We start from the raw sequence: 21,214 nt of genomic DNA, 5'->3' as shown, positions 1-21,214 counted from the left end.
TCAGAAGATCGCGTAGACGAACGGCGCCAGGGCCTCGACGGTGACGGCCAGGATCAGCACCGCCCCGGTCAGGCACAGGAAGACGGCCAGCGGCGCCAGCCAGCGGCGGCCCGAGCGGTCGCGCCAGAGCCCCTTGACCAGGTCGGCGGTCGAGCCGGCCATGCTGCCCAGCACGATCATCTGGCGGTGAATGCGTCCACGACGGCGGATCATGCGAGTTCCTCCTTCAGCGTGGCCTGGGCCAGGGCGCGCTTGACGATGCGGGAGCGGCCGGCGACCAGGACGTCGATCCCCGAGCGACGGAAGGTCGAATAGCCCTCGACCACCCGGTTGACGATCGGCTCGCCGGCCAGGTTGAACGAGGTGTTGAGCAGCACCGGCATGCCCGAACGGCGGCCGTAGGCCTCGAGCAGGTCGTGCAGGCGCGGGGCCATGCTGCGCTCCAGGGTCTGCACCCGGGCCGTGCCGTCCACGTGGGTGATCGCCGCCAGCCGCTCGCGCCATTGCGGCCGCACCGGGAAGACGCCGGACATGAACCGCGCCAGCCGCGCCCCGCCGGACGGCAGTTCGAAATAGCGGTCGGCGGCCTCGATCGGCACGATGGGGGCGAAGGGGCGGAACTCCTCGCGGTACTTGATGTCGCGGTTGAGCCGGTCGCGCATGGCCACGTCGTGCGGCGCGGTCAGGATGCTGCGGTGGCCGAGGGCCCGGGGGCCGAACTCGGTCGCCCCCTCCATCCAGCCGACCACGCGGCCGGCGGCCAGGTCGTCGGCGGTCTGTTCGACCAGGGCCGCGTCGTCCAGCGTCGTGGACGGCAGGCCGTCCTCGCCGGCCAGGCGGGCCAGTTCGTCGTCGTCGATGGACGGCCCCCAGAACGGATGGTCGGGCACGTCGCGGTCGGGGTTGCCGAAGTGGATGCGGTCGGCGTAGAGCGCCGCGCCCAGGGCCGAGCCGGCGTCGCCGGGGGCCGGGGGCACGAACAATCGCTCGAAGCCGCTCTCGGCCAGGATGCGGGCGTTGGCCACGCCGTTCAGCGCCACCCCGCCGCCCAGGCACAGGTCGGGCAGGCCGGTCTCGGCGCGCAGCCGGCGGGTCATGTCGACCAGGATCTCCTCCAGCACCGCCTGGACGCTGGCGGCGACGTCGGCGAACCGGCGGCCCTCGGCGCTGGCCAGGTCGATCGGCTCGTGGGCTTGGCGCGGCGGGCCGAACAGCTCGGCGAAGCGCTTGGAGTACGAGCGCGCGACCGTGGTGTGGAAGTCGAAATAGTCCAGCTCCAGGGCGAAGGCGCCGTCGGGAGTGCGACGAATGAGCTTGCGGACCTGGTCGATCATCGTCGGCCGACCATAGGCGGCCAGGCCCATGACCTTGTACTCGCCCTCGTTGACCGCGAAGCCGAGATAGGCGGTGAAGGTCGAGTACAGCATGCCCAGCGAATGGGGAAAGCGCACCTCGCGGTCGAGGACGATGCTGGTCGGGCCGCCGGCCGTCCGCTGGCCACGGCCGACGGTCAGGGTGGCCCATTCGCCGACCCCGTCGGTGGTCATGATCGCCGCGTGGCGGGTGGGGGCGGTCAGGAAGGCCGCGGCGGCGTGCGACTGGTGGTGCTCGGTGAACAGGATCTTGTCGCGGCGCACCCCCAGCTGGGCGGTGATCAGGCCGCGCACCCAGGCCTTCTCGCCCAGGCTGTTCTTCATGGCGTGGGCGAAGGCGCCCCGGCCGCGCGGGAAGGCGCGCAGGGCGCTGACCAGGATGCGGTCGAACTTCAGCATCGGCCGCTCGTAGAAGACCACGGCGTCCAGGTCCTCGGGACTCAGGCCGGCGTGGTCCAGGCACCACTCGATGGCCTCGAGGGGGAAGGCGGCGTCGTTCTTGCACCGCGACAGGCGCTCCTGCTGCACCGCCCCGACCGGCAGGCCGTCGATGACCAGCGCCGCGGCGGAGTCGTGATAGTGCGCCGAGATGCCGAGGATCTTCATCAGTACTGCCGCTTCTGCGCGCCCCGCGCGTTGCGCTCGGGCGCGATCGGCGCCCAGCCCCGCGGCTCCCTGGCCTGGGCGCGGCGGGCCAGCAGGGCGAAGGGCGGCAGCAGGACGAAGTACTGCAAGGTCAGCACCACCGAGCCGATCACCGAGGCCAAGGCTCCGGCGAAACGCAGATACAGCGACCACAGGCGGCGCAGGCGGGCCATCCAGAGCAGTCGCCCATGGTCCTTCGGCGCCACGCGCAGCAGTTGGGCGTGGGTGTAGTTCATGTGGAACGCCTCATCGTGCACGATCTTCTCGAAGACCTCGCGGGTCGGGGGATCGCCTTCGAGCACGGCGATGTAGTTCGTGAAATCGCGGGCGGCGGCCTTCTCCGACAGGTGCAGGAAGGCCAGCAGGGCGCCGTCGCGCTCCTGCTCGACCCGCAGGTCGTCCAGGCCGCGCTCGCCCGGCGCCAGCCAGTCGGCGCGGCCGTCGTCGCGGGGACCGACCGGCAGCGTGGCCATCAGCGCCAGGCCGCGCTTGCGGAACAGGTCGGCGTGGCGCTGCTCGTCCAGGGCGTGGACCAGGAACAGTCGGCGCAGGAGGGGATCGCGGGTCTGTTCGGCGGCCCGGACCAGGTCGCGGCCCCCGTCCGCCTCGACCTCGGCGAAGCGCAACAGGTTGTTGGCGCGCCGCCGGGCGTCGCGCCAGACCCATCGGTGGACCGATGACAGCGGGGATTGCATGGGGCAGGGTCCCTTCTCGGGGGCATCCAATATCATCCGTGACGGAGGATCAACACTTGGCTGAGGAGGCTGGATCCCTGGTCACACCGCCTTCCCGGGCTCGTGGTCTGGCGGTGGAGCTGGTCGTGGCCGTGCTTGGCTTGACCCTGCTCGCCTGGGCCGCCGCGGCCGACGTCCATTGGCTGGACCGCCATGTTCTGCCGGACTTCTACATTCCGCGCGAGCGGCAGGTGCTGATCCTGACGGTCCTGCGCGGGCTGGTCGCGGCCCTGGGCCTGGCGCTGATCCTGGGCGTGCGGCCCAGGGCCGGTAGGCTGCTGGCGCGCACGACGCTCAGGCGACTGGTCTACGACGCGGCCCCGATCAGCCTGGCGGTGGTGCTGTCGATGGTCGCTAGCGAGTTTCTTCTGTCGCGCCTGCCCTGGCTGGCGACCCAGGAGGTGCCCGCGCCGCGCGAGCCGCTGCGGCGGCGCGATCCTCGGTTGGGCTGGGTGTTCATCCCCTCGCGCCAGGGCGTCGGGCGGCTGGGCGGCCGCGACATCGCCTACGCCTTCGACGCCTCGGGCCATCGGGTGCGCCGCCTGGGCGACCGGGTGGACCCCGAACAGCCGACCATCCTGTTCACCGGCGAGTCCGTGATGGTCGGCCACGGCCTGACCTGGGAGGAGTCGCTTCCGGCCCAGGTCGAGGCCCTGACCGGGGTGCGGAGCGCCAATCTCGCCGTCGAGGGCTACGCCACCGACCAGTCCTATCTGCGCCTGCGCGACGAGTGGCCCCGCTACCGGCGGCCGGTGGCGGTGGTCGCCCTGTTCATGCCGGCCCTTCTGCGACGGACCCTTGACGTCGACCGTCCGCACCTCGACGCCGACCTGACCTGGCGCCCGCCAGTCAAGTCCCTGAAGCTGGCCGAGGTGGCGCGGCGGGCGATCCCCTATCGCTCCGAGCGCGACATCGACCGGGGCGTGGCCACCAGCCGGGCCGCCCTGGCCGACACCGTCGCCCTGGCCCGCGCGCGCGGCGCCACGCCGCTGATCCTGGTGCCGCAGCTGCGTCCGGAAACCCCTGTGGAAGCCGCCTTGCGGCGTCGGGTCCTCGACGAGGCCGGGCTGCCCTACGTGGTGGTGCGCGTCGACCCCGGATGGCTGATCCCCCGCAACCGCCATCCGGACGCCCGGGCCTCGCAAGCCATGGCCCAGGCGGTGGCCGGCTATCTGGCGGCGCAGGGCGCGGCGAAAGACTCAGGGAACGGCGTCGGCCCGAACTAGGGGAAACCCGGATGGACCCTGGCGCGCGGCGTCGCGCACTCTCAGGGCCGACCCCAACCTCGCCGGGATGCGTGAGACATGTCCAACAAGCCGGCCAAGGAACCCCCCAAACGCCCGGCGCGGATCGAGCTGCCGCCCGTGCCGCCCCTGCCTCAGGTGAGCGCCAGCCCCGACATCGCCTCGGTGGAATACTCCACCCACCGCACCAAGCTCTCGACCCTGCGCACCGGGCTGTCGGAACATCGAACCGACCTGTCGGAATACCGCACCGACCTGTCGACCTTTCGGACCGACCTTTCGACCCACCGCACCGAGATGTCGATGCGCCGCACGGGCATGTCGTTCCAGCGCACGCGGATGAGCGACGACCGCACGCTGATGTCGGTGATCCGCACCTCGCTGTCGCTGATCGGCTTCGGCTTCACGATCTACCAGGTGTTCTCCAAGCTTCGCGACGCGGGGGCGATCACCAATCCCGAGGCGCCGCGCAATTTCGGCATCGCCCTGGTGTTGCTGGGCATCGCCATGCTGATCGTCGGCATGGTCCACCACGTGCAGTTCATGATCGAGCTGGGCCGCACCCGGCGGGACATGAAGCGCCAGGGCTTGATCCACGGTGAGAGCCGGTTCCCGGTCTCGATCACCTTCATGGTCTCGCTTGGCCTGCTGCTGCTGGGCTTCGCGGCGATCGCCAACATGGTCTTCAAGGTGGCGGTGTTCGGGTAGGAATTTTTAGAACCTCCCCCTGTGGGGGAGGCGGCGCGAAGGCGCCGGTGGGGGGAGCAGACCCACCTCGGCCAACTCCCCCTCCGTCGGCTGCGCCGACACCTCCCCCACGGGGGAGGGTTTTCCGCCTACTTCGCCACGATCTCCGGCAAGGTCGTGATCGGCTCCAGCACGATGTCGCGGAAGAAGGTCTCGGCGCCCTCCGACTGCAGCTGGATCGCGCCGTGGGTCAGGGGCGCGCCGTCGGCCTTGAGGTCGCGGACCTCCATGACCGGCACGCCGTTGACCACATGGATGGCACGGTCGCCCAGCACGTAGAGGTCCAGGGTGTTCCATTCGCCGGCCGGCTTCTCGGCGTCGCTGTAGGCCTCGACGTTCCAGTTCGCCGTGCCGCCCTTGACGGTCTGGACGCGGCCGCCGGGCGCGAACCGCAGCTTGGGCGCGATCAGGGCGGGGTCGTCGACGGCCGTGGTGGCGGCGCTGATCGCCTCGCCCACCGGCACGACCATGCCGATCGAGCCGGTCATGATCTCGAACTCCACCGCCTGGCTCCAGGTGCCCCAGACCGCGCCGGGCGGGCCGTGCGAGTGGTAGAGCAGGCCGTTGTTGGGCGCCTGGTCCGCGCGCGGCGGCCAGCGGCCGCCGCCCCACTTGTACTGGAGCCGCAGGTGGTAGTCGTGGAAGTCACCCCGGTGGACCAGGCTGCCCCAGGTCTTGCCGTTGACGTAGATCGCCGGCTGGCCGTCCTCGATCACCGCTTTGAAGATGCCGGCGGCCAGGGGCGCGGCGCCGAGCGGGGCGACGGCGGGCCGCCTGTAGGTCAGGGCCGGGTCGGCATAGCCCAGCCAGGCGTCCCAGTCCCGCAGGTCCCGGCCGTTGAACAGCGAGACCGCCGGGCCGGCGGGCTTGGGAACCTCGGTCAGGACCAGAGGCGGGGCCGGGGCGGCGAGGGCGGGCGCGGCGGCGAGCGCCAGGGTGAGGGCCAGAATCTTGAACATGCGTCCTCCCGCACCCGTTCGGGCGTTGTCCCACCGTAGCTGACAGCGTTGTCGGTTCAAGCCCGCAGCGAAGGGCTTGGCGCGGGTCAAACAGTCGTTAGACTTCACCGCGCAACGAGAGGAAGCGCCATGCCCAAGGTCGCCGCGAACGGCATCGAGATCGAGTACGAGGCTCATGGCCCGGAAGGCGGCGAGCCGCTGCTGCTGATCATGGGCCTAGGCCAGCAGCTGACCCGCTGGCCGGTCTCGCTGATCGAGCGGCTGGTCGGCGAGGGCTTCCGGGTCGTGCGCTTCGATAATCGCGACATCGGCCTGTCGACCGGGTTCGACGCCGCCCCGACTCCCGACCTGCCGACGGTGTTCGGCGCCCTGGCCGAGGGCCGCGACCCTGGCGCGCCCTATCTGCTGGCCGACATGGCTGACGACGCGGCCAGCCTGCTGGACGCCCTGGGCATCGCCCGGGCCCACGTGGCCGGGGTGTCGATGGGCGGGATGATCGGCCAGATGCTGGCCGCCCGGCGCCCGGACAAGGTGCTGTCCCTGACCTCGGTGATGTCGACCACCGGCAATCCCGCCGTGCCGCCGGCCACGCCCGAGGCTCAGGCGGTGCTGTTCGCGCGTCCGACGACCACCGACCTGGAGGGCTTGGTCGAGCACGCCCTGAAGGCCCAGATCGTCATCCAGAGCCCGGCCTGGCCGGTGAACCCCGAGACCGAGCGGCCGCTGCTGCGGGCCGGCATCCAGCGCGCCTATCGGCCGATGGGCGTGCTGCGCCAGATGATCGCCGTGATCGCGTCCGGCGACCGCCGCGCGGCCCTGGAGACGATCACCGCCCCGACCGTGGTGCTGCATGGCGACGCCGACCCGCTGGTGCCGCTGGAGGGCGGCAAGGACACCGCCGCGACCATCCCCGGCGCCGAACTGCGGATTGTCGAGGGCATGGGGCACGACCTGCCCGAGGGCGTGCGCGGGGCGTTCGTCGAGGCGGTGAAGAGCGCTGCGGCCCGGGCGCGGCAACCGGCCTAGGGCGAAGTTCCTCAAGGGTTGTCATCCCGGACGAGCGCGCAGCGCGAAGATCCGGGACCGACGCCTGAGCGCTGCGTTTCCGGCGGTCCCGGGTCTACGCTTCGCTCCGCCCGGGATGACAGGCTTTTGAGCTAAAGCGAACGTTCAGAGAGCGAAGCTGAGGTGGCGTGGCCATTGGCCGCGCCGGCCGCTTCCCAGCCGGCCTCATCGGCGCCACCTTCGCCGTCATGGCCTATCGCGCGACCCTGGGCGGAACCACCTGGACTTTCGAGACCCTGGCCGACCTGATGGCCAAGGCCTCGCCGCCGCGTTCGGGCGACGCCCTGGCCGGGATCGCGGCGACCAGCGCCCAGCACAACATCGCCGCCAAGACCGCCCTGGCCGAGCTGCCGCTGAAGACCTTCCTGACCCAGGCCCTGGTCCCCTACGAGACCGACGAGGTCACTCGCCTGATCCTGGACGGCCACGACGCGGCGGCTTTCGCGCCGATCGCGTCGCTGACCGTCGGCGAGTTCCGCGACTGGCTGCTGTCGGAGCTGGCCACGCCCGCCGCCCTGGCGCGCCTGGCGCCGGGCGTGACGCCGGAAATGGCCGCGGCGGTCAGCAAGCTGATGCGCAACCAGGACCTGATCCTGGCGGCGTCGAAGTGCAAGGTCACGACCCGCTTCCGCAACACCATCGGCCTGCCGGGGACCATGGCCGTGCGCCTGCAGCCCAACCATCCGACCGACGACCCGGCCGGGATCACCGCCTCGATCCTGGACGGCCTGCTGTACGGCTGCGGCGACGCGGTGATCGGCATCAATCCGGCCAGCGACAGCCTGAACGTGCTGGGCGACCTGACCCGGCTGATGGACGACCTGATCCGGCGGTTCGAGATCCCCACCCAGTCCTGCGTCCTGACCCACGTGACCACGGCGATCCAGCTGATCGAGCGCGGCGCGCCGGTCGACCTGGTGTTCCAGTCGATCGCGGGGACCCAGGCCGCCAACGCCAGCTTCGGCGTGACCCTGGACCTGCTGCGCGAGGGCCTCGACGCGGGGCGGTCCCTGGGTCGGGGCACGGTCGGCGACAATGTCATGTACTTCGAGACCGGCCAGGGCTCGGCCCTGTCGGCCGGGGCGCACCACGGGGTGGACCAGCAGACGCTGGAAGCGCGCGCCTACGGCGTGGCCCGGGCGTTCGAGCCCTTGCTGGTCAACAGCGTCGTCGGCTTCATCGGCCCCGAATACCTCTACGACGGCAAGCAGATCATCCGGGCGGGGCTGGAGGACCATTTCTGCGGCAAGCTGCTGGGCGCCCCGCTGGGCGTGGACGTCTGCTACACCAACCACGCCGAGGCCGACCAGGACGACATGGACAGCCTGCTGACCCTGCTGGCCACGGCGGGGGTCACCTTCGTGATGGGCGTGCCGGGCGCCGACGACGTCATGCTGAACTACCAGTCGACCTCGTTCCACGACGCCCTCTATGTGCGCGAGCTGCTGGGCCTGAAGCGGGCGCCGGAGTTCGAGGCCTGGCTGGAGCGGGCGCGGATCGTCGGCGCCGACGGCCGCCTGGCGCCGCGCGCCGCCGGCCATCCGCTGCTGACCGCCGGAGCCGGAGGATGAGCGCGCCCGTCACGCCCGATCCCTGGACCGCCCTGCGCCGCCACACCCCGGCCCGCATCGCCCTGGGCCGGACGGGGTCCAGCTTGCCGACCTCCGAGGTGCTGGGCTTCGCCCTGGCCCACGCCCAGGCCCGGGACGCGGTCCACGCCCCGTTCGCGGCGGAGGCGACGGCGGCGGCGATCGAAGCCCTGGGCCCGCAGACGGTGATCGTCGACAGCGCCGCCCCGGACCGGGCGACCTATCTGCGCCGGCCGGACCTGGGTCGAACCCTGTCGGACGCCGGACGCGCCGCCCTGGTCGCCCGCACGCGGGGCGCTTGCGACCTGGCCATCGTGATCGCCGACGGCCTGTCCAGCACCGCCGTCCACGCCCACGCCGCGCCTCTGGTCGAGGCTCTGCTGCCGGCGGTGGAGGAGGCCGGCTGGCGGCTGGCTCCGGTGGTCGTCGCCCGCCAGGCCCGCGTGGCGCTGGGCGATGTGGTGGGCGAACTTCTGGGCGCGCGGCTGGTGATCCTGCTGGTCGGCGAGCGGCCCGGCCTGTCGTCGCCCGACAGCCTGGGGGCCTACATCACCTTCGCCCCGAAGGTCGGGCGCAGTGACGCCGAACGCAATTGCGTCTCGAACATCCGCGCCGAGGGGCTGAGTTATCCCGCGGCGGCGTTCAAGCTGGCCTGGCACGCCCGCGAGGCCTTGCGGCTGGGCCTGACCGGGGTGGCGCTGAAGGACGAGAGCGACACGGCCGCGCGCCTGGAGCCCATGAATCGGCCGGTCGGGCTCAGTCCTTCTTGAACTCGAACAGCTCGATGACGTTGCCCGATGGATCCTCGACCAGGATGGCGCGGCCGGCGCCGCCCTCGCTGAGTTCGCCGCGGAATCTCGCATTAGCCCGGCGCAACCGCTCGATAAGGGCGTCGACGTCGGTCGTGACGATCATGAATCGGTTCCACCCGCCCGGCTTCGGATCGCCGCCCGCCTGACCGCCGCTTCCCGCGCCTGGAGCGCTGAGATACAGCGTCAGGTCGTCGCGCAGCAGCGCGGCGAACTTGCCCGGATTGTGCTTGTCGAGCTTGAAATCGAGATTGTCTCGATAGAACGCGACCGCCGCGTCGACGTCCGTGACGATGTATCGGACGGATGCCATCGACCTTCTCCACCTGTCGTGGCGGTAAAACGGTCAACTCGCGCGAAGTTTCCCGTCGGCGGGCCCGCGGTCAGGTCCCGGCATATCGTTCCAGCAGGATCGCGATCGCCGACAGGCTGACGCACGAGACCGCGGTGGTCAGGGCCACGATCCGCGCCCCGCCGCGCTCGAACACGCTGTAGGCCTTGGTCTGGATGAAGACGTTGACCGCCGTGGGCGTGGCGGCCAGCAAGGTCGCGCCCAGGCGGAAGGCCAGGGGCGCGTCCACCAGGCCGGTGGCGAGCCAGACCAGGGCGGGCATGAGCAGCAGCTTGCCGACGGCCGCGACGATGATCGGCGTCCAGCGCGGGATCGGCGCGGGCTCCCCCTCGGCCGGCTCGCAAGGGACTCCGGCTGCCGGAAGGCCCGTCAGGCCCAGGGCGACGCCCAGGGCGACCAGGGCCACGGGGCTGCCGGAAGCGGCGGCGGCGGCCACGGCCCGGTCGAGGACGCCGGGCAGGGACAGGCCCAGCAGAGCCATGGCCGAACCGGTCATGGCCGCCAGCACGACCGGATTGCGCAGGGCCTGCATCAGCGAGCGCCAGGTCGAGCGGCCGCCCGCCCAGCCCAGCAGGCCGACCCCGACGGCCGCGACGACCACGAAGTCCACCGCGACCGCGCCGGCCGAAAGACGGGCGGCCTCGGGGCCCAGCACGGCGGCGGCGATCGGCAGGCCGAGGAAGGCGCTGTTGCCCAGGCTGGCCGACAGGGAGCCGCCCGCCCGCTCCTCGCGCGTCCAGCGCAGGGCGACGCCGATGGCGACCATCAGGGCCACGACCAGCAGGGCGCAGGCGCCGTAGGTCGCCAGGCCCAGGGCCAGGGCGCGGTCGGGCGCGCCGACCCGCGACAGCGAGTGCACCAGCAGGGCCGGAAAGCCGATCCAGTAGACATAGTTCGACAGGCCCGCCGACATCCGGGCGTCGAACAGCCGCAACCGAGCCAGGGTGACGCCCGCCGCGACCAGCAGGAAGAACGGCACGACCCGCTGCGGCACGTCGAGCAGGAGATGGATCAAGGCGTTACCACGGAACTGCGGGACGACGATAAGCGCGACGTCCAACGGGATTGAAGCCCGACAGGGAGTCGGGGCCGAAACAAGGCAAGGCTCGATACCATTGGGAACGGCGGGCGGTCCAGCGCCGCCGGTTCAGCGCTCGTCCGCGGGCAGGCGGATGTGCACCAGCCGCCAGGTGAACAGCTTGTCGCGCCGGAAGGTGAAGATCGTCGTCTTTGACGGCTGGCCGGGGCGCTTGACGCTGATGCGCACCCGGTTGGGGTCCCAGTAGGCGATGGTGGCGTGCGGACCGGCCACGGCGGCCTTGGCCTTGTCCATGGTCGTGGCCGGCTTGGGCGGCGCGGGCGGCGCTCCGCCCGGCGCGTAGCCTCGGGTCAGGGCCGACAGGCCCTGGATGGTCAGGTAGCGGTCGACCTTGGGTTCGGGCGGGGCGATCGGCGCGATGGCCCGCTTGAAGACGCCGAGCGGGTCGCGCCAGATCGACGGCGGCTCGGCCGGAGCGGCGGCGGCCGGCGTCTTGTCGTTCAGCTCGGCGGTCAGGCTGCCGCGGACCGCCGGGAAGTCGACCAGTTCGCCGATCGCCTGCACGTCCTCGTACTGGGCGGCGGCCTTCAGGGCGCGGAAGGCGAACCAGGGGGCGGTGGCGAAGGCGGCGGCGAAGACGAAGATGGCCAGGACGATCAGGTCCCAGATCCGCTTTTGAACTGTCATCGCCGCCCCGCGCGAAAGGTTAAGGCGGCAAGACATCCTATTCCCCCGCCCCCGGCAAGGTGTCTCGCCTCCAGGGGGACGTCGCGGCGAGGGGACGGTGCGACGTTACGCGCGTTGCCCAGGCCATGTTCGAAAGCCACCCTCCCTGCCTAGGCGGGGGAACGCGAGTTTCTCAAGGCGTGCGTCCCCGCAGCCAGTGAGGTGTCCGTGCCCGATAAGTTCCTGTTGGTCGACGCAGACGGGGCCCACGCGCGCTTCGCCGTCATCGAGGCCGGCGAGCCGCCCGCGACCATCGAGATGATCGCGGCCGAGTCCCTGGACGAACTGATCGAGACCCTGAGCGAGGAGCTGTCGAAGCTGGGCGGCCCCCGCCTGCGGGGGGCGGCCTTTTCGGCGCCTGGACCGATCTTCGGCAAGATCCTTAAAGTGACCCATGCAAGCTTGAGGCTCGACAAGGACGTGCTGTCCGAGCGGCTGGGCGTCGCGGATGTCCGCCTGGTCAATGACTTCACCGCGCGCGCCATGGCGATGCCGTTGCTGGGACCGGAAGCCCTGGAGCAGATCGGCGGGGCTCCGCCGAAGGGGCAGGCGCCGGCGGCGGCCCTGGGGCCGAGCACCGGTCTGGGCGTGTCGGTCCTGAATCCGGACGGCTTCGTGGGCTGGGTGGCCACGGCCAGCGAAGGTGGGCACGCCGCGCTGGCGGCGGCGAACGCCCATGAGGCCGCTATCATCGAGCACCTGCGGCTGGCCAACCCCTATGTATCGGCCGATCGGGTGCTCTCGGACGCTGGCCTGCTCGAGGTCGCGGCCGCCGTGGCGCACCTGGAGGGCCGCGAGCCACGGACCGGGGGTTTCGGGGAGCTCGTCGCGGCGGGGCGCGCTCAGGACCCGAGCGCGCGTGAAGCCTTCGCGCTGTTTTCGGGCTGGCTGGGGGCGGTTTCGGGCGATCTGGCGCTGGTGGCGGGAGCCCGCAGCGGCGTCTACATCTTCAGCCCGATGATGCTGGGCTGGATCGACCTCTTCGACCGTGACCTGTGCCGGGTCCGCTTCGAGGCCAAGGGGCGGATGGACGTCTATATGAAGGACATCCCGCTCTACCTGGTTCTCGAGGCCGACTGCGGCCTTCTCGGCCTTTCCACGCTCTACGGCGTCGGTAGGGAGGGTTCAACGAGGGGCACGCCGAGCGCTCCGTCTTGAGGTCGCGGAATGCGCGGCATGCGGCTGTCTCGCCCGAACGCGGGACGTGAAACGCAAAACGCCTCCCCATTGCTGGGGAGGCGTCGCGAGGTTCGAAGATCGCTGGCCTAGGCCGCAGCCATCGCCTTCTTCAGGTTCTCGTCGATCTTGTCGAGGAAGCCTTCGGTGGTCAGCCACGACTGCTTGTCGCCGACCAGCAGGGCCAGGTCCTTGGTCATGAAGCCGCTCTCGACGGTGTCGACGCAGACCTTTTCCAGGGTGTGGGCGAAATCGGCCAGCGCCTGGTTGTCGTCCAGCTTGGCGCGGTGCGCCAGACCCCGGGTCCAGGCGAAGATCGAGGCGATCGAGTTGGTCGAGGTGCTCTCGCCCTTCTGATGCTGGCGGTAGTGGCGGGTGACGGTGCCGTGGGCGGCCTCGGCTTCCACCGTCTTGCCGTCCGGGGTCATCAGCACCGAGGTCATCAGGCCCAGCGAGCCGAAGCCCTGGGCGACGATGTCGGACTGCACGTCGCCGTCGTAGTTCTTGCAGGCCCAGACATAGCCGCCCGACCACTTCAGGGCCGAGGCCACCATGTCGTCGATCAGGCGGTGCTCGTAATGGATGCCGGCGGCCTTGAACTTGTCGGCGTATTCGGCGTCGAAGATCTCCTGGAAGATGTCCTTGAAGCGGCCGTCATAGGCCTTGAGGATCGTGTTCTTCGTGGAGAGGTAGACCGGATAGCCGCGGCCCAGGCCGTAGGCGAACGAGGCGTGAGCGAAGTCGCGGATTGACTCGTCCAGATTGTACATGCCCATGGCCACGCCGGCCGACGGAGCCTTGTAGACCTCGTGCTCGATGGTCTGGCCGTCGTCGCCGACGAACTTGATCGACAGCGTGCCCTTGCCCGGGAACAGGAAGTCGGTGGCCTTGTACTGGTCGCCGAACGCGTGGCGGCCGACGATGATCGGCTGGGTCCAGCCCGGCACCAGGCGCGGCACGTTCTGGCAGATGATCGGCTCGCGGAAGATCACGCCGCCCAGGATGTTGCGGATCGTGCCGTTCGGCGACTTCCACATCTTCTTCAGATTGAACTCGGCGACTCGCTGTTCGTCGGGGGTGATGGTCGCGCACTTCACGGCCACGCCATGCTTCTTGGTCGCCTCGGCCGCGTCGATCGTGACCTGGTCGTTGGTGGCGTCGCGGTTTTCGACGCTGAGGTCGAAATAGTCGAGCTCCAGGTCCAGGTACGGGAAGATCAGCTTATCCTTGATGAGCTTCCAGATGATCCGGGTCATTTCATCGCCGTCCATGTCGACGACGGGGTTGGCGACTTTAATCTTGGCCATTGCGGGGTCTTTCCTCTCGCGGTGGCGCGCCTGTGACTCTTTGGCGCACAGGGCCAAGGAGCGGCGCGGACGGCGTGCCTATAGACTGTTGCGGGCCGGGGGGAAAGCCGAGGTCGATCCGAAGCTGCGATGACGCCGGTTTCGCGGGCTAAGTCTTTGATCCGCGTGTAAATCCTTGTTGAGGATCTTAAGGTACAAGCAGGGCGTGAAGAAGCGGAGAGCCATTGCCGACGTCACGTCGCCCCTTGCGCGGCGGCTGCTGGCGATCGTCGCGATCCTGTCCATCGCGGTGACGGGCGTGGCCACGGCCGCGACCTTCGTCTTCGTGCAGCGCGCCGCCGCCGACGCCCAGATGCGCCATCTGGCCGAATACGCCGCCGAGCGGGTCAAGACCGAGGACCGGTTGTTCTCCGACCTGGTGAAGGTGCAGGAGGCGGCTTCCGACTCCCTGGCCCGCCGCCTGGCGGCGATCGACCCGGCCACGGTGGACCGCGAGTTCGACGCCCAGTTCCCCAAGTTCGGCGACGGCACGCGGCGCACCAGCGACGCCCTCTATGACGGTGGAATGGCCGCCGGCGACTACACCTACGGCGTCGGCGGCTATCTGCGCGACGCCGACACGCTGACCCAACAGCAGAAGGCGCTGTTCCTGGCCGCCGTGCAGGTGGTCTCGCACACCGGCGAGGCCGAGCTGAATCGCTACGACAACTTCTACTTCTTCACGCCCGACACGCGGCTGGTGATGTTCGCCCCGCGGCGTCCGGACCGCTTGACCTACTACCGCCAGAAGGCCCCGCCGACCTTCGATGTCAGCGGCGAGGAAATGACCCTCCTGACGCTGCCGCAGCAGAATCCCCAGCGGGTGATGAAATGCACCAAGCTGCGCAAGGTGCTGTCGGATCCCAGCGGCCGGGGCCTGAACTCGGCCTGCATGACGCCCTTCGACTATCGCGGCAAGCAGCTGGGCGCCTGGGGCGCCAGCCTGTCGCTGGACTCCTACCTGCTGCGGGCCGTCGAGGATTCCCTGCCGGGCGGGCGCAACATGATCGTCTCGTCGGACGGCGAGCTGATCGCCGCCCCCGGCCTGGCCAAGAACGGCGTCGTCGACGCTCAGACCCTGGTGCGCGCCCAGGCCCAGGAACGCGTCGCCGACGTGGTCCGCCAGATCCGCGTGATCGGCGCCGACGCCGGCGCCCTGAACAGCGGCGACCGGGTCGTCGCCTACGGCCGGCTCAAGGAGCCCGACTGGTACTTCCTGATGAGCTTCCCGTCCGACGACCTGGTGTGGTCGGCGGTCAAGACGGCCTCGTGGGTGCTGCTGTTCGGCGTGCTGGGCGTGATCATCCAGGTGGCGCTGCTGTATCGGGTGATGCGCATCACGGTCGAACGGCCGCTGCGGGTGCTGGCCGACGCCCACGGCGCCGGCGACGTCAGCAAGGCCGAGCCGATCGAGGACCGCACGGACGAGATCGGGGCCCTGGCCCGGACCCTGCGCAGACAGCGCGACGGCAATATCGAGCTGCTGCGCTCGCTGGAGGAGCGGGTCGCCGAGCGCACCGCCGAACTGGAACGCGCCAACCAGGCCAAGTCGGTGTTCCTGGCCAACATGTCCCACGAGCTGCGCACGCCCCTGAACGGCGTCATCGCCATCGGCGACCGGCTGGCCGTAGAGGCCGATCCCGAGCGCCGCCGCGAGCTGGCCGCCCTGGTCACCTCATCGGGCCGCCTGCTGGAGCAGGTGCTCGGCGACATCCTCGACGTCTCCAAGATCGAGGCCGGCCAGTTCCAGCTGACCCCGGCGCCGTTCGACCTGGCCACCCTGGTCGGTGGGGTCGCCGAGCTGCACCGCGCCGCGGCCGAGGCCAAGGACCTGACCTTCAAGTGGTCGATCGAGCCGGGCGTCGCGGGCAGCTATCTGGGCGACGGCGGGCGCATCAGCCAGATTCTCAACAACCTGCTGGCCAACGCCGTCAAGTTCACCACCCTGGGCGAGGTGGCGCTGAGCGTCGAGCGCGCGGCCGACGGTCTGAGCTTCATCGTCAGCGACACCGGCGTCGGTTTCGACGACTCGGTCCGCCGCCGGCTGTTCAAGCGCTTCGTCCAGGCCGACCAGTCGATCACCCGCCAGTTCGGCGGCACCGGCCTGGGGCTGTCGATCTGCGCGGCCCTGGCCGAGATGATGGGCGGCCGCATCGACGCCCGCGCCGTGCTGGGCCGGGGGGCGATCTTCCAGGTCGACCTGCCGCTGGAGCGCGTCCGCGCCGTCGAGGACGAGGTCTCCGACGACGAGGAAGAGGTCTCGCTGGAGGGCCTGCGGGTGCTGGTCGCCGAGGATCATCCGACCAACCAGAAGGTCGTCGAGATCATCCTTCAGCCGTTCGACGTGGTCCTGACCATGGTCGAGGACGGCCAGGCGGCGCTGGACGCCTTCGCGCCCGGCGCGTTCGACGCGATCCTGATGGACATGCAGATGCCGGTGATGGACGGCCTGACCGCCACCCGCCTGATCCGCGAGCGCGAAGCCGCCGCCGCCGCGCCGCCGGTGCTGCTGATCATGCTGACCGCCAACGCCATGGAGGAGCACGTCTCGGCCGCCAAGGCGGTGGGCGCCGATCTCCACCTGTCCAAGCCCGTGCGCCCCGCTCAGTTGCTGGAGGCCTTGGCGCGGGCGCGGATGAAGTCGCGGGCGGCGTCGCTCAGCGCGGCCAGCTAGTTCAAGCATTCAGAGCGTGACGGGCGCCGAAGCCGGCGTCCACTTTCGGCGGTCGCGCTCTAGCCGATCGCTTCGGCCAGTCGCGCGATCGCCGGGTCGATCCGGGCGACGTCGATCTGGCCGAAACCCAGGACCAGGCCCGACGGCGCGGGGCGCTGGAGGGTGAAGCTGGCCAAGGTCTCCACCGCCACCCCCAACCGCGCCGCGCGGGCGGCTACGCCCTCGACGTCCAGCGGCGCGCGGGGCAGGGCGGCCAGGTGCAGGCCGGCGGCGGCCGGCAGCGGCGTCAGCCGATCGCCGCAATGGACCTCCAGCGCCCGCAGCAGGGCCGCGCGACGCTCCGCATAGACCTTGCGCATGCGCCGCATGTGGCGGGCCAGGTGGCCCTCGGCGATGAAGGCGGCCAGGGTGGCGTGCTCGATCGCCGGACCATGCCAGTCGCTGCGCTCGCGCGCGGCCGCCAGGGCGTCGCGGTCCTGCTCGGGGGCGACGACGAAGCCGATGCGCAGGGCCGGCAGCAGGCTCTGGGAGAAGGTGCCGACATAGAAGACCCGGCCCCCCTCGCGATCTCCGGGACGATCGAGCGTGCGCAGGGCGTCCAGCGGCGGGTCGTCGAAGCGGAACTCGCCGCCGTAGTCGTCCTCGACGACGATCGCCCGGCGCTCGGCGGCGAAGGCCAGCAGCGCGGCGCGCCGGCGGGGCGACATCGCGACGCCGGTCGGAAACTGCTGCGAGGGGGTCACGCAGATCACCGCCGCGTCGTCGGGCAACTCATCGACCACCAGGCCCTCGGCGTCGACCCGCACGGGATGGATGCGCGCTCCGGCGGCGGCGAAGGCTTCGCGGGCCGCCGGATAGCCGGGATCCTCGACCGCCACCACCGGGCGTTCCGGCGTCAGCAGGGTGCGGGCCAGGAGATCGAAGGCCTGTTGGGCGCCGACCGTGACGATCACGTCGCGCGGCGAGCAGGCGATGGCGCGGGTGAACGACAGGTGGCCGGCGATCGCCTCGCGCAAGGCCGGATGGCCCGCCGGCTCGCGATAGGGCGTCGCGGCCCGCGAGAACTGACGCAAGGCCCGTCCGGTCAGCCGGCCCCAGATGTCATAGGGAAAGCTGGCGGTGTCGGGCCGGCCGGGGCGCAGATTGTAGAGGACCGGGACCTCGGGCGCCGCCGCCCGCCGGGGAGACGCCCCGTCGGCGAAGGGCTGGGCCTGGGCGGCGACGAAGGCGCCCGCGCCGGGCCGCGAGACGATCAGGCCCTCGCTCAGCAGCAGGTCGTAGACCGCCATCACCGTGTTGCGCGACAGGCCCAGGCGCTCGGCCAGGGCCCGGCTGGCGGGGAGCTGGACGCCGGGAGCCAGGCGGCCCGCCGCGATCGCCTCGCGAAGCTGCTCGTGCAGCCGCCGGCGGACGTCGCGCGAACCGGCGGCCGGCAGCTGGATCTCAAGTTCGAGCACGGCGTTCATCGCGGCTTTTGTGCGCGAGTACCCCGCCGATCTCAAGCGGACGATCCGATTGGCGCCCCGAACATCGCCGCGATTGGCTCTCGTCTCCACGCGCGCCGCGAGGATCATCGCCCTCGAGATCAGGGAGGATCCGGTGGTGACATCAAGACGCGGCGTCGTGGCGGTGGCGATCCTGGCGATGACGGCGGCGTTCCGCGGCCCGGCCTTCGCGTCGCAGGACAACGTCAAGCCGAAGGGCTCCAACCTGACGGGCCTGCGCGACTTTGATTTCATGAACGGCGATTGGAGGGCCCGTCACCGCAAGCTGAAGGCCGGCTCGAGCGATGACTGGATCGAGTTCGACGGCCTGTTCACCCAGCGGTCGCTGATGAAGGGCTGGGCCAATTCCGGCGACAACCTGTTCAACACCCCGGACGGGCCGTATCGCGGCGTCAGCCTGCGCGCCTACGATCCCCAGACCGGGCTGTGGGCGGTCTGGTGGGTGGACGGTCGCGATCCCGGCGCGGGCGTGGGCAAGCCGATCAAGGGTCGCTTCGAGAACGGCGTCGGCCAGTTCTATTCGGACGACACGCGGGCCGGAAAGCCGGTCCGGGTGCGCGTGACCTGGAGCCGCCCGACCCCGGACACGGCCCGCTGGGAGCAGGCCCTGTCGAGCGACAGCGGCCAGTCCTGGGCCGTCAACTGGACCACCGACTTCACCCGCGCCAAGCCAGGCGAACCGACCGTGACCACCGGCTGGACGCCCGCCATCGACCGGCGCGACGGCCCCAACGCCTTCGACAGCCGCCCCGGCGACTGGAAGGTGCGCCACCGCCGCCTGAAGGAACGCCTGGCCGGCAGCACCGAGTGGGTCGACTTCGACGGCGTTCAGACCTGGTGGCCCACCCTGGGCGGGCTGGGCAATCTGGACGACAACCTCTTCGCCATGCCCGGCGGGCCCTATAACGGCGTCACCCTGCGGGCCTACGATCCCAAGACCGACCAATGGTCGATCTGGTGGCTGGACGGCCGCAACCCGCACGGCGATCTGGATCCGCCGATGAAGGGGCGGTTCGTGGATGGAGCCGCGACCCTCTACGCGGACGACACCCTGCGTGGGCGGCCGATCAAGGTTCGGTTCATCTGGTCGAACATCACCCCCGCCACCGGCCACTGGGAGCAGGCCTTCTCGCCCGACGGCGGCGAGACCTGGGAGACCAACTGGTTCTCGGATTTCTCCAAATGACCGCCGAGGCTCCGATGACCCACGATCTCGACCGCCGCGCCGTCGTGCTGGCGATCGCCGCCCTGCCGGCCTTCACCGCCGTGTCGAGCGCGATCGCCCAGCCCGCAGCCACCGGCTCGATCCACGACTTCGACTTCTTCGTCGGGTCCTGGGCCGTGCACCACCGCCGGCTGAAAAAGCGCCTGGCGGGCAATGACGACTGGGAGGAATTCGAGGGGACCACCACCTGCCGGTCCCTGCTGGGCGGGGTGGTGAACCTCAACGAAAGCTTCGCCCGGCGGGCCGGCGGGCCGTCCAGCGGCCTGGGTCTGCGGGCCTTCGACGCCAAGACCGGCGTCTGGGCCGACTGGTACCTGAGCGGGAGCGATCCCCTGAGACTGGACGCGCCGGGCCTGGGCCGGTTCGAGAACGGGGTGGGGACCTTCCTGTCGGACGACACCTTCGAGGGGCGGCCGATCAAGGTGCGCGGGCGGTTCACCTCTCTGTCGCCGGACCTGGCCCAGTGGGAGCAGGCCTTCTCGCCCGACGGCGGCGCGACCTGGGAGACCAACTGGCTCATGCGCTACAGCCGGACCGCCTGACGATGGAGATCCGCCGCGCCGCGCCGGACGACCTGCAGGGGCTGGTTCCGCTGTTCGACCGCTATCGCCAGTTCTACGGCCGGCCCTCCGACGAAGCGGCCGCGCGCCGGTTCCTGGGCGAGCGGATGGCGCGCGGGCAGTCGGTGATCCTGCTGGCACTGGACGCCGGCCGGGCCGTCGGCTTCGTGCAACTGTATCCCAGCTTCTCGTCGGTCCGGGCGGCGGCGACCTTCATCCTCAACGACCTCTATGTCGAGCCCGGCCGGCGACGCGGCGGAACGGGCGCGCGGCTGGTCGAGGCCGCCGCCGCCCTGGCCCGCGAGACCGGAGCGGCCGGCCTGTCCCTGGTCACCGGGGTCGACAACCTGGCGGCCCAAACCCTATACGAGCGCCTGGGCTGGACACGCGAGACCCGGTTCCTGGAATACGGCCTGGACCTGGCTACTTCGCCGCCTTGATCACCACCCGTCCGACGTCGGCGATGGCCTTTTCCTGCTCGGCGACCGGCAGGGGCGAGCCCGAGATGAAGGCGACGACGGCGAACTTGCGGCCGTCCTTGAGGGTGTAGACGCCGATGTCGTTGACCACGGGCGTGAAGCCCAGGTCGGTGCGGGCGGTGGCGGGGATGTGATTGAGGCGGCCGCCTTCGGGCACGGCGGCGCGCAGGCGGCCCGCCCCGCCTCGGGTCTGGCTGATGATCCGGCCCAGCAGGCGCCGAGAGTCCGGCCCCAGCAGCTCGGCCTGGTTCACGGCCTCCAGGAACCGCAAGGCCCCCAGGGGCGTGGCGGTGTCGCGCGGATCGGCCAGATAGGCCCGGATCGCCCGGCGGCGTTCGGCGGGCGGAACCTTGTCGAGGGCGGCGCGGTAGGCGGCCTCGCCCTTCCAGTCGGCGCGGAACGAGGCCAGGCCCAGGCTGTCGGGCTGCAGCTGGCGCTGGTAGCGGTCGATGTCCAGCGCATTGACCTTGCGGCCCTGCAGCCAGGCGGTGACCGCGCCAGGGCCGCCGATCCGCTTCATCAGGATGTCTGCGGCGGTGTTGTCGCCGTCGCGGATCGCGCGCTCCAGCAGGTCCTGGACGCTGTAGGTCATGGGTCCCGCCCAAAGGTCGGCGACGCCGCTGGGCGGCGGCGACAGATCGACATCCTCGATCAGCAGGATGTCGTCCAGCCGCAGCCGCTTGGCCTCGACCTCGGCCATCACCGCCGCGCCCAGCGGCGCCGTGAACACGGCCTGCAGGGGGAAGCGCCTTTCGCCGTTGAACGAGATGATCTGGCCGGTGCCCAGGTCCTCGACGGCCACGCCCAGATGGCCCGGCGCGACGCGGTCGGCGATGGGCTGGAAGTCGGCCGTCATCTTCTGGCGGTCGAACAGCGGGTCGGTCTGACCCAGCATCGGCGGTTCGCCGCAGCCGGCCAGCACGAGGAGCAGAACAAGGACGGCGGCGCGTCGGAACATCATGGTCTC

Annotated in this window: 20 protein-coding genes; 10 read left to right on the top strand and 10 right to left on the bottom strand. The window is 70.8% G+C overall.

What is annotated here, in order from left to right; translation table 11 throughout:
• Genes ASD38_RS21290 through ASD38_RS21280 form a run of 3 tightly spaced genes read right to left on the bottom strand, consistent with a single transcriptional unit; the run spans position 1 to position 2,713 of the window.
• Complete coding sequence (locus ASD38_RS21290) at positions 1–213, bottom strand: DUF5989 family protein (protein WP_056446036.1); 213 nt, start codon at positions 211–213, stop codon at positions 1–3.
• Positions 210–1,979 (bottom strand): carbamoyltransferase family protein, encoded by a 1,770-nt coding sequence (locus tag ASD38_RS21285; protein ID WP_056463230.1) that lies wholly within the window; start codon positions 1,977–1,979, stop codon positions 210–212. Before ASD38_RS21285 ends, ASD38_RS21290 begins: the two co-directional genes overlap by 4 nt.
• Positions 1,979–2,713, bottom strand: coding sequence for a ferritin-like domain-containing protein (locus ASD38_RS21280; protein WP_056463227.1), 735 nt, complete (start codon positions 2,711–2,713; stop codon positions 1,979–1,981). Before ASD38_RS21280 ends, ASD38_RS21285 begins: the two co-directional genes overlap by 1 nt.
• Positions 2,714–2,769: 56 nt before the next feature.
• Between ASD38_RS21280 and ASD38_RS21275 the strand changes: the two genes are divergently transcribed.
• Positions 2,770–3,978 (top strand): hypothetical protein, encoded by a 1,209-nt coding sequence (locus tag ASD38_RS21275; protein ID WP_156390823.1) that lies wholly within the window; start codon positions 2,770–2,772, stop codon positions 3,976–3,978.
• A 78-nt stretch (positions 3,979–4,056) separates the two neighbouring features.
• Positions 4,057–4,704 (top strand): YidH family protein, encoded by a 648-nt coding sequence (locus ASD38_RS21270; RefSeq protein WP_056463222.1) that lies wholly within the window; start codon positions 4,057–4,059, stop codon positions 4,702–4,704.
• Between the two features lie 128 nt (positions 4,705–4,832).
• Here ASD38_RS21270 and ASD38_RS21265 read toward each other — a convergent pair whose 3' ends face one another.
• Positions 4,833–5,702 (bottom strand): 3-keto-disaccharide hydrolase, encoded by an 870-nt coding sequence (locus ASD38_RS21265; RefSeq protein WP_056463219.1) that lies wholly within the window; start codon positions 5,700–5,702, stop codon positions 4,833–4,835.
• Between the two features lie 129 nt (positions 5,703–5,831).
• On the opposite strand from ASD38_RS21265, the gene ASD38_RS21260 reads away from it, so the two are divergent.
• From ASD38_RS21260 to eutC, 3 genes are all read left to right on the top strand, one after another.
• Entirely contained in the window at positions 5,832–6,728 is an 897-nt protein-coding gene (locus tag ASD38_RS21260) for an alpha/beta fold hydrolase (RefSeq protein WP_056463215.1), read from the top strand.
• A gap of 167 nt (positions 6,729–6,895) precedes the next feature.
• Positions 6,896–8,338: an ethanolamine ammonia-lyase subunit EutB gene (locus ASD38_RS21255; protein WP_235523919.1), complete on the top strand. Its 1,443-nt coding sequence runs from the start codon at positions 6,896–6,898 to the stop codon at positions 8,336–8,338.
• Positions 8,335–9,126, top strand: a complete 792-nt coding sequence (eutC, locus tag ASD38_RS21250) for an ethanolamine ammonia-lyase subunit EutC (RefSeq protein WP_056463212.1) — start codon at positions 8,335–8,337, stop codon at positions 9,124–9,126. The genes ASD38_RS21255 and eutC overlap by 4 nt, the downstream gene beginning before the upstream one ends.
• Here the strand turns inward: eutC and ASD38_RS21245 are convergent.
• The 3 genes from ASD38_RS21245 to ASD38_RS21235 all read right to left on the bottom strand — a co-directional run bounded on the left by ASD38_RS21245 (position 9,113) and on the right by ASD38_RS21235 (position 11,243).
• On the bottom strand, positions 9,113–9,478 hold the full coding sequence (locus ASD38_RS21245) for a VOC family protein (RefSeq protein ID WP_056446014.1): 366 nt from the start codon (positions 9,476–9,478) through the stop codon (positions 9,113–9,115). The genes eutC and ASD38_RS21245 overlap by 14 nt on opposite strands.
• Before the next feature lie 70 nt (positions 9,479–9,548).
• Positions 9,549–10,532: an AEC family transporter gene (locus ASD38_RS21240; RefSeq protein ID WP_056463210.1), complete on the bottom strand. Its 984-nt coding sequence runs from the start codon at positions 10,530–10,532 to the stop codon at positions 9,549–9,551.
• Between the two features lie 132 nt (positions 10,533–10,664).
• Positions 10,665–11,243 carry a DUF2939 domain-containing protein gene (locus ASD38_RS21235; RefSeq protein ID WP_056463205.1) on the bottom strand — a complete coding sequence of 193 codons (579 nt, stop codon included), beginning with the start codon at positions 11,241–11,243 and terminating at the stop codon, positions 10,665–10,667.
• A gap of 207 nt (positions 11,244–11,450) precedes the next feature.
• Here ASD38_RS21235 and ASD38_RS21230 point away from each other — a divergent pair, with 207 nt between their 5' ends.
• Positions 11,451–12,440 (top strand): glucokinase, encoded by a 990-nt coding sequence (locus tag ASD38_RS21230; RefSeq protein ID WP_235523918.1) that lies wholly within the window; start codon positions 11,451–11,453, stop codon positions 12,438–12,440.
• Positions 12,441–12,547: 107 nt separating this feature from the next.
• Here ASD38_RS21230 and ASD38_RS21225 read toward each other — a convergent pair whose 3' ends face one another.
• Positions 12,548–13,765, bottom strand: coding sequence for an NADP-dependent isocitrate dehydrogenase (locus tag ASD38_RS21225; protein WP_056445998.1), 1,218 nt, complete (start codon positions 13,763–13,765; stop codon positions 12,548–12,550).
• A 205-nt stretch (positions 13,766–13,970) separates the two neighbouring features.
• Here ASD38_RS21225 and ASD38_RS21220 point away from each other — a divergent pair, with 205 nt between their 5' ends.
• On the top strand, positions 13,971–16,478 hold the full coding sequence (locus ASD38_RS21220; RefSeq protein WP_082560832.1) for an ATP-binding protein: 2,508 nt from the start codon (positions 13,971–13,973) through the stop codon (positions 16,476–16,478).
• Between the two features lie 59 nt (positions 16,479–16,537).
• On the opposite strand, the gene pdxR is transcribed toward ASD38_RS21220, so the two are convergent.
• Positions 16,538–17,944, bottom strand: coding sequence for a MocR-like pyridoxine biosynthesis transcription factor PdxR (gene pdxR, locus ASD38_RS21215; protein WP_056463196.1), 1,407 nt, complete (start codon positions 17,942–17,944; stop codon positions 16,538–16,540).
• A gap of 136 nt (positions 17,945–18,080) precedes the next feature.
• Here pdxR and ASD38_RS24365 point away from each other — a divergent pair, with 136 nt between their 5' ends.
• The 3 genes from ASD38_RS24365 to ASD38_RS21195 are packed head-to-tail and all read left to right on the top strand — an operon-like array spanning position 18,081 to position 20,208.
• Complete coding sequence (locus ASD38_RS24365; RefSeq protein ID WP_200946033.1) at positions 18,081–19,169, top strand: hypothetical protein; 1,089 nt, start codon at positions 18,081–18,083, stop codon at positions 19,167–19,169.
• On the top strand, positions 19,166–19,750 hold the full coding sequence (locus ASD38_RS21200; RefSeq protein ID WP_200946032.1) for a DUF1579 domain-containing protein: 585 nt from the start codon (positions 19,166–19,168) through the stop codon (positions 19,748–19,750). The genes ASD38_RS24365 and ASD38_RS21200 overlap by 4 nt, the downstream gene beginning before the upstream one ends.
• 2 nt (positions 19,751–19,752) lie before the next feature.
• Positions 19,753–20,208 carry a GNAT family N-acetyltransferase gene (locus ASD38_RS21195; RefSeq protein ID WP_200946031.1) on the top strand — a complete coding sequence of 152 codons (456 nt, stop codon included), beginning with the start codon at positions 19,753–19,755 and terminating at the stop codon, positions 20,206–20,208.
• Here ASD38_RS21195 and ASD38_RS21190 read toward each other — a convergent pair.
• Positions 20,192–21,208 (bottom strand): serine hydrolase, encoded by a 1,017-nt coding sequence (locus ASD38_RS21190; RefSeq protein WP_056463193.1) that lies wholly within the window; start codon positions 21,206–21,208, stop codon positions 20,192–20,194. The two genes, ASD38_RS21195 and ASD38_RS21190, sit on opposite strands and share 17 nt — an antisense overlap.
• Between the last annotated feature and the right edge of the window lie 6 nt (positions 21,209–21,214).

The sequence above is a fragment of the Caulobacter sp. Root487D2Y genome (assembly GCF_001427165.1).
Classification (GTDB): Bacteria; Pseudomonadota; Alphaproteobacteria; order Caulobacterales; family Caulobacteraceae; genus Caulobacter.
The sequence above is the reverse complement of the archived record's forward strand: the minus strand, read 5'-3'. Positions and strand labels throughout refer to the sequence as shown.

Bases quoted from the DNA above. Each gene is read 5' to 3' on its own strand.
- ASD38_RS21200 (WP_200946032.1), top strand. From the start codon at position 19,166: ATGACCGCCGAGGCTCCGATGACCCACGATCTCGACCGCCGCGCCGTC.
- ASD38_RS21225 (WP_056445998.1), bottom strand. From the start codon at position 13,765: ATGGCCAAGATTAAAGTCGCCAACCCCGTCGTCGACATGGACGGCGAT.
- eutC (WP_056463212.1), top strand. From the start codon at position 8,335: ATGAGCGCGCCCGTCACGCCCGATCCCTGGACCGCCCTGCGCCGCCAC.
- pdxR (WP_056463196.1), bottom strand. From the start codon at position 17,944: ATGAACGCCGTGCTCGAACTTGAGATCCAGCTGCCGGCCGCCGGTTCG.
- ASD38_RS21260 (WP_056463215.1), top strand. From the start codon at position 5,832: ATGCCCAAGGTCGCCGCGAACGGCATCGAGATCGAGTACGAGGCTCAT.
- ASD38_RS21235 (WP_056463205.1), bottom strand. From the start codon at position 11,243: ATGACAGTTCAAAAGCGGATCTGGGACCTGATCGTCCTGGCCATCTTC.
- ASD38_RS21280 (WP_056463227.1), bottom strand. From the start codon at position 2,713: ATGCAATCCCCGCTGTCATCGGTCCACCGATGGGTCTGGCGCGACGCC.
- ASD38_RS21265 (WP_056463219.1), bottom strand. From the start codon at position 5,702: ATGTTCAAGATTCTGGCCCTCACCCTGGCGCTCGCCGCCGCGCCCGCC.
- ASD38_RS21245 (WP_056446014.1), bottom strand. From the start codon at position 9,478: ATGGCATCCGTCCGATACATCGTCACGGACGTCGACGCGGCGGTCGCG.
- ASD38_RS21195 (WP_200946031.1), top strand. From the start codon at position 19,753: ATGGAGATCCGCCGCGCCGCGCCGGACGACCTGCAGGGGCTGGTTCCG.
- ASD38_RS21190 (WP_056463193.1), bottom strand. From the start codon at position 21,208: ATGATGTTCCGACGCGCCGCCGTCCTTGTTCTGCTCCTCGTGCTGGCC.
- ASD38_RS21290 (WP_056446036.1), bottom strand. From the start codon at position 213: ATGATCCGCCGTCGTGGACGCATTCACCGCCAGATGATCGTGCTGGGC.
- ASD38_RS21285 (WP_056463230.1), bottom strand. From the start codon at position 1,979: ATGAAGATCCTCGGCATCTCGGCGCACTATCACGACTCCGCCGCGGCG.
- ASD38_RS21270 (WP_056463222.1), top strand. From the start codon at position 4,057: ATGTCCAACAAGCCGGCCAAGGAACCCCCCAAACGCCCGGCGCGGATC.